The 14,279-nt window shown below is 35.3% G+C and carries 8 protein-coding genes; 7 read left to right on the top strand and 1 reads right to left on the bottom strand.

Going from position 1 to position 14,279, the window contains the following annotated elements; translation table 11 throughout:
• Window positions 1–50: 50 nt before the first annotated feature.
• The 3 genes from DZ60_RS0114745 (at window position 51) to DZ60_RS0114735 (ending at window position 4,077) form a co-directional block, all read left to right on the top strand.
• Window positions 51–2,438 carry an ABC transporter permease gene (locus DZ60_RS0114745; protein WP_025742810.1) on the top strand — a complete coding sequence of 796 codons (2,388 nt, stop codon included), beginning with the start codon at window positions 51–53 and terminating at the stop codon, window positions 2,436–2,438.
• Window positions 2,439–3,159: 721 nt separating this feature from the next.
• Complete coding sequence (locus tag DZ60_RS0114740) at window positions 3,160–3,753, top strand: hypothetical protein (protein ID WP_025742809.1); 594 nt, start codon at window positions 3,160–3,162, stop codon at window positions 3,751–3,753.
• Between the two features lie 24 nt (window positions 3,754–3,777).
• A complete protein-coding gene (locus tag DZ60_RS0114735; protein ID WP_025742808.1) occupies window positions 3,778–4,077 on the top strand; it encodes a hypothetical protein in 300 nt (99 codons plus the stop codon).
• Here DZ60_RS0114735 and DZ60_RS24330 read toward each other — a convergent pair.
• Window positions 4,072–4,491, bottom strand: a complete 420-nt coding sequence (locus tag DZ60_RS24330; RefSeq protein WP_152537448.1) for a hypothetical protein — start codon at window positions 4,489–4,491, stop codon at window positions 4,072–4,074. The two genes, DZ60_RS0114735 and DZ60_RS24330, sit on opposite strands and share 6 nt — an antisense overlap.
• 123 nt (window positions 4,492–4,614) lie before the next feature.
• On the opposite strand from DZ60_RS24330, the gene DZ60_RS0114725 reads away from it, so the two are divergent.
• From DZ60_RS0114725 to DZ60_RS23150, 4 genes are all read left to right on the top strand, one after another.
• A complete protein-coding gene (locus tag DZ60_RS0114725; protein WP_025742806.1) occupies window positions 4,615–4,863 on the top strand; it encodes a hypothetical protein in 249 nt (82 codons plus the stop codon).
• 629 nt (window positions 4,864–5,492) lie between these two features.
• Complete coding sequence (locus DZ60_RS0114715) at window positions 5,493–5,978, top strand: hypothetical protein (protein WP_025742804.1); 486 nt, start codon at window positions 5,493–5,495, stop codon at window positions 5,976–5,978.
• Between the two features lie 241 nt (window positions 5,979–6,219).
• Window positions 6,220–9,339 carry an RHS repeat domain-containing protein gene (locus DZ60_RS0114710; protein ID WP_025742803.1) on the top strand — a complete coding sequence of 1,040 codons (3,120 nt, stop codon included), beginning with the start codon at window positions 6,220–6,222 and terminating at the stop codon, window positions 9,337–9,339.
• Between the two features lie 4 nt (window positions 9,340–9,343).
• Window positions 9,344–14,279 (top strand): DUF6443 domain-containing protein (locus DZ60_RS23150; protein WP_161634426.1); only part of this gene is annotated, 4,936 nt, incomplete at its 3' end.

Genomic DNA, 14,279 nt, shown 5'->3' with positions numbered 1-14,279 from the left:
TTTTCGAAAACTTAACGGGTCTGGGTTAATCATCAAAAAACGAAAGAATTATGTTTAAAAATCATCTTAAAATCGCTTGGCGCAATCTTCGTAAACGAAAAGTGTTTGCTTTTATCAATATTTTAGGATTAGCACTTGGTTTTGGGTGTACGATTTTAATCGTGTTATTCGTAAATCATCACCTGCAATTCGATAATTTTCATGCCAATTCTGATCGTATTTATAGAATAGTGACCGAAGAGCATAGAGATGATATTGACTATGAAGCTGCGGTGCCGCCAGGTTTTACAAATAGCTTTAGAACAGCGTATAATTATGCTCAAAAGGTTGCAAAAATATTCATAAGAGAGCAGTGGCAGGTTAATGGCACTGAAGGAAATAATGCAAAACGCCTAAAGGAAGATATTGTCTTTGCAGAACCTGATTTTTTTGAGATACTTAATTTTCCACTTATCGATAAACTCAGTAATCGAACATTGGCCGAACCTAATACCGCCTACATTACTGAGAGTTTTGCCACTAAAATGTTTGATAGTAATACCGCTTTGGGTCAAACCTTTATTTTGGATAATGCCGAAACCATTCAAATAATAGGAGTGCTCAAAGACTTGCCAGAAACGACGGTGATCAAGGGATCCATATTTCCGTCATTCAAAACCTTAAAAAGCTATGATGATTTTGTGTCCGGCGAATCCTGGGGAGGCATCAATGGTAGTTTGCAATGTTTTACATTGTTGCATCCAAACCAGAATATTGATCATATTGAAAAGACCTTGGTAGAATTAGTAGCCAAACATCGTCCTACCAGTAAAAATGTGCATCGATACAAGCTTCAATCATTAAGTACTATTCATTTTGACAAAAGATATGCAGGAGGCATCAATTCAGATTTGCTTTGGGTTTTTGGTTTGATAGGTGTGTTTCTCATTGCGGTAGCTTGTATAAATTTTATTAATATCTCTACAGCGCAAGCGTTCACAAGGTCTAAGGAGATCGGAATTCGAAAAGTTCTGGGAGGAGTAAAACAACATTTGTTTTGGCAGTTTATCGCAGAGACCTTTATCATTAGTCTTTTTGCAATGATTTTGGGACTTACTATTGCGATACTGTCATTGCCTTATTTTAATGCATTCTTCGAATTACATCTCGAGGTAAACACACTGTTAAATTTGAAGTTCATAAGTTTTGTAGTGATATTATTACTATGCGTTGCACTTATAGCAGGAAGCTATCCTGGTATTTTGTTGGCAAGAATTTTACCAACGCTTGCGCTGAAAGGGAAATTAACTCAAACAGATACAGGAGGCAAGCTTACTCGTAAGATTTTGGTCACTGCTCAATTCATAATTTCTATTATACTGATTACTTCAACTATAATCATTGGCAGACAAATTAACTATGCAGTGACGGCAGATTTAGGATTCGAAAAAGATGCTATTGTAATGCTCGAAATTCCTGAAGAAATCGAAAATATCAAGAGGGAAGGCTTAAAAGAGCGTCTTTCTCAACTCGCCGGAGTCAAGTATAGTACCGCCTGTTTATCAAGTCCTGGAGGAGCAGAGAACAATTGGGGGACAAGTATAAAATATCATAACCGTTCTGAAGACGAGGAGTTTTCGATTTCTGCAAAATTAGCAGATGAGGGGTATATCAATACTTTTGGTTTACAATTGTTGGTAGGGCGTAATTTTTATGTTTCTGATTCGATCACCGAAGTTGTGGTAAACGAGAAGCTTGCAGAAAAGTTAGGTCTTGCTTCTTCAGAGGAATTATTGGGTAAGCAAGTAAACTTCAGTGGAGGAGCTGTTAAGGCCTCTATTGTAGGTGTTGTAGCCAATTTTCATGATCAAAATTTTCATGAAGATATTAGCCCCGTATTTATTGCACCTGCCCCTCATGCATATCATGAACTTGCCGTCAAAATCAAAGGAAAGGATATTGCAACTACATTAGCAGGTATCGAAGAGCGATGGAAGGAAGTTTTCCCAGAGTATACTTACCAATTCAAATTTCTAGATGAACGCGTGGCAAAACAATACGCCGAAGAACAACGCTTATTATCCTTATCAAAATTATTTTCTGGCTTAGCTATTTTTATTAGTTGCTTAGGGCTCTATGGCTTGATTTCATTTTTTGTAGCTCAAAGAACTAAGGAGATTGGGATCAGAAAAGTTCTTGGCAGTAACGTAACCAGTATTTTGGTATTGTTTGTACAAGACTTTTTTAAACTTATCCTAATTGCGGGAATAATTGCAACACCATTGGCTTGGTATACCATGAATATTTGGTTACAAAAGTATACGTATCGTATCGAGATTAAATGGTGGGTTTTTGCTTCTGCGATAGGAGGTTTATTGGTTGTTACAATTATCACAATTAGTTATCAGGCAATCAAGGCTGCAACAGCAAATCCTATAAAAAGCTTAAGAACCGAGTAAAAATAAACAGACCTGTCAGGTTTCTAAAACCTGTAGGGTTTTTTCAAAGTACTTTATATAAAGAGATTTGGCTTTTCTAAAGTACTAAAAAGGGGTGAAAATGCAGGAAAACCCTACTTCAAAACCGTACTTTTTTCTATCGAATTTTCTACATAAAATTTTGTGTTTTAGACATTTTATATGCTACTTAGGTTTAAGCAATTTTAAAATTTCATGTGAGTAACAAAAAAATACCGTCCAACACATCAAATAATCCTTTTATTGCGAGAATACAAAAACGAATAGAGAAAAAAATGATACAAGAGATGACACTTAAATTTTAATATTTTCGGAAATCACACAACTTTTAATGTTTTTCCAGTATTTTATTTAACCTAAAAATGTAGTCATCTCCCCCACTCTAACCTATGTTTCGAAACAGGTACATAATGTTTCGAAAAAAATACGCGGTAAAACCGTAATTTTCTTTTAACAAAAATCACTTTCTTTGTAAAATAAATTTGTTAATCAAACAATTATGATCAGAATACCAATAAAACATGGTGCTTTAAGGGCTTAATTAAGAAAGACATTTTTCCTAACACTGAACTAGAAATTTTTTAGTTAAATTTAAGTTAGTAACTTATAAAATGTTTAGAAAAAATGAAAAAAATTAGCCTTATCCTAGCCGTTATTTTAATTAGTGTTTTTGTCATGAGTTGTGAAAATGAAGACTTGGAAAATGAAATACTGGAAATCAAATCAATCGACAAAGATAGAGTCGAATTACCCACAGATAGATGATAAAAAAGGCATTAATATAGAAGCCTTAAAGATTAAAAAGACCTTTAACCTATTTTTTATTGAAAAGTTTGGTTTCCTACTTATACTTATAAGCGGACTAATGCCATTCCTTCATGCTTTTGTAAAAGATGAAATTTTAGAAAATAGGTTTTTTGGTTTTACTAGTTATCAAACTTTTTTATATTCACTTGGTGGGCATTTATGTACATTCCTGTTGGTAATTGGAATATTGTTTACAATTTCTACCGTTAGTAATTTAGAGAGATTTAAAGTCATTCAAAAATATCTACAATACACATTACTTTCACCTTTTGTCTCTGGATTTTTTTATTTGACTTGGGTATTTATTCCTGATGTCGATTATAATTATTTGGCTTATACCTTTGTTGCTTTATTTATTCTAGGTATATCCTTTATAATATTCAGACAGATAATTAAATATATTAATACCTTAATATTAATAAATCAACATAAAGAAACCGTTATTGAAAGTGGTATGTCGTATTTGAAATCCAAACTAAAGAAAAAGTAATTATTTTATTAGGCGAGCCAACAAATGTTAAAACATATTATTTATAGAATAAAGAATTACAAAGAAACTGTAGATCAATTTGAAAAGGGTTCCATTAGTCCAAAAGATTTTGAAATTTCTCTTTTAAAGGAAATAGACATTCTGAAAGCTAATAATTTAGAGAAAAAATTAGTTGATGAGATATTAGAAGAAGAAAGAAAACTTATGATTATTTTTTTAGAAATGAAAAATGTTGCCACAAAAAAAAACATAAGTAAACAAATGTTGCAAAACTTGATTACTTCAGAAATTATCAAAAGTTTTATGGATGATAATTTACTATGATTTTAGTTTGTATATTCTGTCAATTAATTCTGGCATTTTGTCATTTAACATAATTAGCGAATGTCTTTCGATCATTTTTTTGAATAAGGGGTTTTTCATTAATTCATCTTCATACTTTATTGCCATAAACGCTAAATTATTTATATCAATATTAGTTGCATTATCGTCAATATCTAGCAAAGATTTATTAGTATCTTTTAACATTTCACCATTACCCCTTAATAACCACTCATAATTAATCTCTGGTACTGCTCTACAAATTATACTCGCAAAGTCGGCGGTTAATTGATTTCTACCTTTAATAATATGATCTATTTTGGTACTAGCAGATAATCCTAATATTTTGGTAGAAAACTTATTTTTAGAAATTTTAAGGAAATCTATAACCATTAGTATTCTTTCTCCAGCGTCCATTGTTTGTTTTTGTTTATGAAAAATCATTAAAAGTTTATAAATGTTTTGTTTATTTCGAAATGTTTAGTTATTTTTGATGCATAAACGAAACAAATTACAAAACTACAAAATTACAGCGAATAGATGAGTCTAACCCAATTAGCATATCAAATATTAATACAATTACCTATTGAGGATATCAGAATTGCGGCCAAAGATTTTGGTTTATCTCATTCATATTTCAAACAAAAAGTAAAATCAGTTGACACCGATAAAGAGGATTTATTTCGAGCAGTCGAAAGTATGGTTGCAGCTCATAATATCCGAGATCAAAAAATAAAAGAGTCTCACAAGATATTTCTGACGCATTTTAAAAATATAAATAAGAAGTAGAATTACAAAAAACATTAAACATGAGTTTAACTATTTAGGTTTTGAAATAATTGAATGCCTAGACATGAAAAATACATTTTAACCTTGAATAAATTTTATAATGAAAGCTCAAAAAAAATCAAACTATCAACATTCCTACATAAATTATATTTTACAATCACTTCACATACAAATGGAAGATTTTATAGATGCTATTGTCAATGAAAAATGCTATGAAATTCAGATATATAGATGGATCATAATGCTCCAAGATAAAGGTAAAACGAAGGAACAAGCTCTTCAAATAATATTTCGAGCCAGGATAATCTTACTCCTTGGGAGACTATAAACTTGTTAGATTCCTTAATAACCAACAACATGAAACAAACTAACAAAGCCATTAAATTATTCAAAATAGGAATACACCCCATACCTAATAAGTTTATTATGTGATTTGAGTGAGTGGTGTTTGTAAGGATGTTCTGTGTTTATCAAGAAATTAAGCTACCTTTTTTTCAAATCGTATAGTTTTCCCTAGCAATGCGATTTTAGAAAATCTTACTAGTCCAAAGGTATGTCTCCCCAACATTGATAAACACCGGAACATCTTTAAAAATGAATGAAAACAGCAACTAACTAAAATGAAATAAATGCTTACGTACCAAAATCATAGGATACAAAAAGTACTGCACCTATTAGATGGGATGCACAAAATTGATATTTACGAGATTTTACAGCAAATAGAAATGCTATTGATCGATTTCAGTAGCCCTATCGATGCTAAAACCATAATTCGTTCTATGAAAACAAATATGGTATGTAGCAAAAATTCTGGTCCTATTGGGGACAGAGGGTATTGGTATCTATTCGATTCTTGTCAACACATGAATGTGGTTAGTGTTCAATGGTTATTGCCTGTACTATCAAGATCAGAGTCCTTGTATTTTACACTTCCCGGTGCGTCTGAGTTTATCCCCTTAGATAATAGAAATGTAGAAGAGACTTTTTCTAATATGCACTTAACAGTTATGATACATCAATTTCTAAAAGAGCACAACGTAAAGAAAAGAAACCCTAAAACCAATCGACTTCTTTTACTAGAACTATTCGATCATATCGATCCTGATGTAAAATAATTCAAATTTTTAGTAACAAATCAAGAGCTCCCGACATATAATATTGGGAGTATTCCTAAAACGTGCAAAAAGATTTCGAAAAAAACGGATTTTTTTGGAGAGTTCCGAAAAACGAAACTGGGATGTTTTACTATTGTAGTAGAAAACAAAACATCACATGATGATTTCAAACATCTTAAGGGCAGTTTGTCTTTACAATAAAAAGTAAGTAATAAAGGAAAATAAATAATACAAATCACAAATGAGAACCACTAAAGATTGGAAAGTTGGTACAGGGGCTTTGTACCAGAAAGTAGTCATTATTTGTATGGCAGTATTCTTTTGGAATATTGCGGCACATAGTCAAGGCGCACAAAATGGGCAGTTGATACCTACCGTCCAAAGTCCAAATACCGCAAGTTTAGGAACCTATGGCGAGACGCCTATGGATCTTTTTACAGGGACGCCGAATATATCGATTCCGATATATAATTTGGCATCCGGTACTATTAATGTACCAATTACCCTGAGTTATCATCCCTCGAATGTAAAACCTGCGATCATTCCTGGTTGGGTAGGTTTTGGCTGGACACTCAATCCTGCCGGTGCAATTACCAGAAACGCTAAAGGTAGGTATGACGAAACCTATCTCCAAACCTATACAAGCGGTACAACAAAAACGTATTACCCTTTTCCGGAGGAGTTGGGTTGGAATGATATAGAAAACCCTTGCGGCGCTGACCTTTTAGATAAAATTAATGACTGGACAGCTCCAGAATTTTTAGGATTGTTAAGTGATGGTGGTAGTAAGTACGACATTATGGGAGATGAGTTTACGTTTAATTTTTTAGGCTATTCTGGTGCCTTCTTTTATTCGGGTACTGATAGAGGTTGGGAAGTGATCTCGGATCAAAATATCAAAGTAGAATTCATGAACGAATTCTTATATAAAGATGAGATTGTAGACATCATCAATTCATATCTGCCTAAAAATGAACTTTCAGGAACGTGGATCAATACGGTTCAATCCCGCATGTTTAGTAGATTTAAGATTACTACCCCAGACGGTACCCAATATGAATTCGGAGGACATGATGGTGTTGAGTTATCCTCACCTTATGCCAAAAAAGATCAAGCATTTACAATTAATAGTTGGGTACTCACTAAAATTACTGATATCCATAATAATGTAGTAGAGTTTGAGTACAAAAGAAGTTATCCAACCTGTCAGCTTCATTTTGGAGCAAGTTCAGGGAGTGATAAATTTAACAATAATGATCCCTTTATGACACACTATACGGCAGATTTTTATGCTGAAGAGATTCCTGATTTACAAAAAAACCTTAGTGGATTTTATAATTGGGGTTTATATCTCACCAAAATAAAGAGCTCAACAACTGAGATTGATTTTTCTTCGGATCGTGCAGAAGCATTTACCTATACCGAGGAGCAATTGTTAACAACGTCTGGATACAGCAACGATTTTGACAAATTATGGCTTATTGGTGATGATCCATATGATGAGTATATAGATAATGTAAAAGGCGAAAAGCTTAACCAAATTACCATCAGGAACAGATATAATATTGGTGGAGATTCTCAGGAGATTCACACATTCGAGTATATAGATAACCCAGATCAGCGCCTCACCTTGTCTTCCTATTATAAAAAAGAAGATCCAAACGATCAGAAGAAGCGATATGATTTTGAGTATAATAATATAGATCAATATACCCCCTCTTGCAATGGTAATTATACGGATCATTGGGGGTATTATAATGGCAAAGATGCTAATGGAGAATCACTTAATTCGATTTATAACCTTAAGGCTGTAAACTCATATTCTTCTCAACTAGGTTTGCTAACGAAGTTAACGTACCCTACGCGTGGATATACTACATTTTTATGGGAGGTCAATGACTATGCTAAGGTAGTGAATACACAGAGAGATGCTTTGATTACTTCGAATTTCTTAGATGGCATAACAGGGGGAAATCGCATCCAACAGTTAAAGAATTTTGATCACCTTGGTGATTTACTTACCTCCAAAAAATATTACTATAAGAAAGGGTTTTATCAAGGAGCTAGTTTGTCTAATCTAGAATCAAGTGGGGTACTAAACGCAATTCCTAATTATAGTTACAGCTATGTAAGAGATGCTAATTTTGTAGGTGGATATTATAATGCCAATAGTGGGCATTCTGCTTCCATAAATCAGACCTCATTTCATTCATTAGCAAATTACGGGTATACAGGAAAAGGATCTCATGTGGGGTATGATGAAGTGGTAGAAGAAAACAGTGATGGATCGTATACCAAGTATTTCTTTACGAATTATGGAGAGGATACTAATGGTGTATCCCACTTTGATCATCTACCCGCTGGGTATACAGGATATCTTCCCGAGAATGACCCATACATGCCTCATTCACTTTTAGATAGAGAAAGAGGGAAAGAAACAGCAACTTTCCACTATACCAATCAGAATACACTGGTTCAAAAAACCACGACAGAATATAGAGACGATTCCGAACGATTTGATCAATATATTAGAAATATTCCTTCTTTTGTCTTGAAGACGAATATTTTAGATGTGCTTTTATTAACAGCGGCTATCAAAGAATACACCTATTCATATTATCCAGTCAAAAAAACAACCACCGTGTATGATGTTGATGGAGCCTCACCTGTGACCACTACAGACTCTTTTAGTTACAATGAGAAGAATCAGATCATCGGGCAAACAAGAGTAACGTATGCTGGCAAAGAAGTGAAAACTATCAGCAAATATCCAACATTAGATAGTGGTAGCCCCTATAAAGAAATGGCAGAAAGAAATTACATTACCCCGGTTATAGAACAAACAGTTTATGAGGATACCAAACAGATCAGTAAGTCCATTACTAAGTATACAGAATCTGATGGATTATACCTGCCGATCACTACTCAAAAACAAAAAGGAACGAATGATCCTTTGGCTACAGAATTGCGGATAACCCGCTATAAAAAAGATAAAATTGTTGAATACGCGATGCTCAATGGTACAAACAATGTCCTGTTATGGGGATACAAAAACCAGTTTCCCATTGCCAAAATCGAAAATGCGAGTGTTTCTGATATCGCAGATGTTCTAAATGTATCAGAAAGTCAGGTAGCTACCTTTACAGATCTGGATATGGCAACCATTGAGAGCTTGCGTACCCTACTTCCGGATGCATTAATTACGACCTATACCTATAATCCCATGTTTGGAGTAACTAGCATTACCGATCCTAAGAATTATACGATGTACTACTATTATGATGATGTCGGGAAGTTGCAATATGTAAAAGATGACCAAGGTAAAATCGTATCGTATAACCAGTATAACTACAAAGACTAAGACCATGCATAGCTATATAAAACATTATGTTCTCCTGTTGATTTTTACCCTGTGTGCTGTGTATAGCAGCTCGGCACAGTGCTACGGAGGTACTATTTCTAGTGAAGTACATTTTTCTGAAGAAGGAGGAACCGAATACAGATATATCAATTTTTCAAATTATTGTACCAGTGGTGTTGATGTCACCTTTGGAACGTTACCTAGTTGGATTACTATTACCGAACAACTTCCTAATGGAACATATATAAAAATCGAATGTTCAGAAAATACCGGAGAAGATAGAGAAGCAGGTATTTCTATTATGAACAATGGTAATACCACGGGAGGTTTTGAGATTAGTCAAGAAGGACCAGAAGAGGATAATAGTAGTGGCGGAGGAAGCACAGGTGGAGGAAACACCAATACATGTAGAATCACTGATTTTCCGAGTAGTATCTATTATCCACAATCAGGAGATACCAAAGAGTATGAGTTAGACCTGTCTTCTGCTTGCTATGATTTAACAGATTTGGTGTTTACAACCACTTCTGGGGATAATTTACCTTCATGGATTACAGTTACACAGCCACAGGTAAATACCGTGCGCATTAAAGTTGATCCCAATGCAGGAGATGATCGCTTTGTCTATATCAAAGGAACTTCTGAGATTAATGATAAAACCATTGCCACTAGTATCAGGCAAGATGAATGTGAACAATTATGGTATATTGATAAGGATAATGACACCTATGGTGATCGTAATCAAACCGCTATCATTTGTGAATTACCTGATAATGAGTTTAACTATGTAACCAATAATAATGATTGTAACGATGATAATGAACAGATTAATCCAGAAACACGTTGGTATTATGATGGCGATGATCATGACAATTTTGGAGATCCGAATACTTATATAACACAATGTGACCAGCCCGAAGATTATGTGCTGAATGATAATGACCAATGTGTGGGAGTTACCGGAGATTCTAATGGGTGTGATACTTGTTATGGGTTAACCACTTCTCGGGATCGTATTGATTTCCCGATAGAAGGAGGAGTAATATATACCTACATTAATTTTACAGAGCCTTGTGATACCCCGCAACTTACCTATACGTTTCCTTCTTGGGTTACCATTCTTGATGAAACCCTAAGTAATAATGGCACCTATATACGGATCACCTGTGATTCTAATGCAGGTAATTTGAGTCGTGGAGAAACCGTTATGGCGATAAATTATGGATATAATACCACCGGAGGATTTTTAGTTACTCAGGATGGTACTGATGGTTCGTATTATGACGATGATCCTGTATACGATGACTGTAGTATTACTGGATTTCCGAATAGTATTACCTTTTCTCCCGAAGGAGGTATTAAAGAATATGAGATCACTACCACCAATTGTGATTATAATGGCTACAATTATACCTTTACCGCCAATGGTGGACAGGCACTTCCGTCTGATTTTCTAACCATCACGCAACCCGAAGCCACTAAAATTAGGATTTGGGTAAAAGCGAATACAGGCGTACAACGCTCTCTTATTATTACTGCGTCATCTACCGTGGGTGAAATCTATAGAGGATTTACCATTTCACAACAAACCGCATGTGCTACCGAGGAGTTGTACGGAGATACAGATGGTGATGGGTATGGTGATGTGTACAAAAAATTAGGCGTTTGCGAAGATCCTATTGAAGGACTCGTTTATGTCAGTAATAACTTAGATTGTGATGATGAAGACTATTTGCTCAATCCCGAAACCGCATGGTATGAGGACACTGATAATGATGGTTTTGGCGATCCCAATAGTACACCAATTATACAATGCGAGAAACCACAGGGATGGTATGCCAACAACCCTCATGATTTTTGTGTAGGCGTTCAGGGAACAGAATACGGATGTCCTAATCAACCCATTATCATGGACGAAAACTATATTTTTACGAAAGCAATACAATCAGAGCGCATCAACCTGATGAATACCACCGATGATGATCTGATCCAAAAAATTACCTATTATGATGGTTTGGGGCGCTCCAAACAAACCATTACCAAACAAGCCGGAGGAAATAAACAGGATATGATTACTCCGATAGTTTATGATGCGTTTGGCAAACCCTCAAAAGAGTATTTGCCTTATGCTGATCCGATGTCTACTGTTTCTTCTCTATTATTACGAGATCATGAGGCATTAATCAGCGATACAAAGGCATATTATGCCAACACCTATCCAGAAGATATCGATGCCAACAATAGTAATCCCTACTCAGAGAAAAACTATGAGCGTTCACCACTCAATAGAGTGTTAGAGCAAGGTGCACCGGGGAAAGATTGGTTAGTAGATACTACAAGTGACAGTGATCATACCATCAAGCTTGATTGGGAAACAAATGCTGCAAGTGATGTGGTATATTTTGAGGTGATTTTTGATAATGAAGATGATACCGAAAGCCCACAGTTGCATCAAAATGAGTTTTATAGTGCCAATGAATTGTTTGTTACCACTACCAAAGATGAAAACTGGAGTTCGGGCAACGATCATACCACCAAAGAGTACAAAAACAAACGTGGACAAGTGGTGTTAAAAAGAACCTACAATGAAGGGATAGCTCATAATACCTATTACGTATATGATCCCTTTGGTAACCTTACCTATGTGCTCCCTCCAAAAGTAACGACTAGCGATGGGGTGAGTGCAACCGAACTCAATGCGTTGTGTTACCAATATGCCTATGATCATCGCAATCGATTGATCGAAAAGAAAATCCCGGGAAAAGCACCAGAAAGCATTGTATACAATACCCTCGATCAGCCCGTATTGACTCAGGATGCCTTATTAAAAGCAGCAGGAAAATGGCTTTTTACACGATATGATGCACTAGGTAGAGTCGCGTATACAGGAACACTAACGGATAGTAGAGATCGCAAAGCATTGCAAACCGAAGCTTCGGCATTTTCTAATCAGTTATGGGTGGATCGTGGCTCAGAGCGTTCGTTAGGTGGTGCATCTCTCTATTATACCGATACTGGTTTCCCTAATTTAAGTAATGCAGAAATATTGACAGTACAGTATTATGATGATTATGAATTGCCATCATTGATGACACAACTACATCTAGTAAGTAACCTCTCAAACTATGACGCCTCATTAGATATGACTGTCAAAGGGTTGCCAACCATTGCAATGACCAAAGTACTAACTACCGATGCATGGATTGTATCTGGGATAGGGTACGACAGTAGAGGGCGTACCATCGGAATAATTACTAGAAATAATTATCTGGACTATACTGATGTAATAGAGATGCAACTTGATTTTGTAGGTAAAGTACTAGAACAAACCACAACCCATACCAAAGTAGATTCGCCAGTTATTAAAACAATAGATCATTTTGTATATGACCATATGGGAAGATTGTTAACTCAAACCCAAACCATCAATGAGCAAGAGGCTGAGGTACTGGTAAACAATCATTATGATGCGTTAGGACAATTAGATACCAAGACAGTGGGCAATGGTTTACAGCATATCGATTATCGTTATAACATACGAGGTTGGCTAACCGGAATTAATGATCCTACGAATTTGAGCAATCACCTTTTTGGATTCAAGATCAATTATAACACCGCCGATCATGGGGCAACACCCCTCTATAACGGAAATATTGCAGAGACGAGTTGGGCAACGGCAAATGATCAACAACAGCGGTGGTATGCCTATGGATATGATGCGCTTAACAGAATTACGCAAGGGATGAGTAGTGATGGAAGATATGATATAGACAACCTCACTTATGATAGGATGGGTAATATCCAAACCCTAAGTAGAAAAGGAAATCTGGATGCTGATGCTACTATTTTTGGAGCTATGGATGTATTATCGTATACCTATGATAGCGGTAACAAACTACAAAGTGTTACCGATGCAGGGCATACTACCTTTGGATTTAAAGATGGCAATACTACAGGGAATGACTTTACCTATGATGATAATGGTAATATGATTACCGATCAAAATAAGGGGATCACTGGGATTACCTATAACCATCTCAATCTGCCCAATACGTTAGCCATTAACGACTCAGATCATCAAGGAAATATTACCTATATTTACGATGCAACGGGTATAAAACAGAAAAAAATCGTGACCGAAGAAAGTGTAACTACTACAACTGCCTATGCAGGTAATTATATCTATAAAAATGGGGAGTTAGAATTCTTTAACCATCCCGAAGGCTATACAGAGCCTGTAGTAGAAACAGATGGTACAACAACCGGATACCGATATACGTATCAGTACAAAGACCACTTAGGAAATATCCGTCTTTCGTATCAAGATACTAATAGTAATGAGGTATATCAAAATGTAGTGTTTACAGATTTTGCTAATGATTTGGGAGGATGGACTCCAAAAGCAAACACTACGGCGGTACTAGAAAATGGTAAAATAAAAGTGACCGTAGATAGTGCCTGGGAAGGGATACAATATGACCTTTCAGAATTTTCTGTAGAACCGATGGATTTGTTTAAGTTATCTTTTGACTTTGATAAAGGGTCTACCAATGCCAATGTACGTTTATACATTCGAGAATTAGATGCTAATGGTAATCATTTAGGGTGGAATACTTTACAGAGTGATTTGTCTACAGGAACGCATGAATATTTTTATACGATTAAGTCAGCAAATAGCATTGTAATCTATATAGATAAGAACGACACATATGAGGATGAAACCACCCATTTTTATGTAGATGAATTTAAAGTGACCAAAGTAGATAATACTCACGTAGATGGATTAACACGAATGAGTACTTTTGATATAGACACCGATGAGTGGAAAGCCTACCAGAATAGTACGATATCTAATGAAGAAGGCAAGTTGCGGGTAGATACCTATGGTAATTCGACAGGAGCATATATGCTATACGATGCCCCTGATTGGGCAAAAGAAG

Source organism: Aquimarina pacifica (assembly GCF_000520955.1).
GTDB classification, from domain to species: Bacteria; Bacteroidota; Bacteroidia; order Flavobacteriales; family Flavobacteriaceae; genus Aquimarina; species Aquimarina pacifica.
Note: the sequence above shows the minus strand (reverse complement) of the source record. Positions and strands in the feature narration are given on the sequence as shown.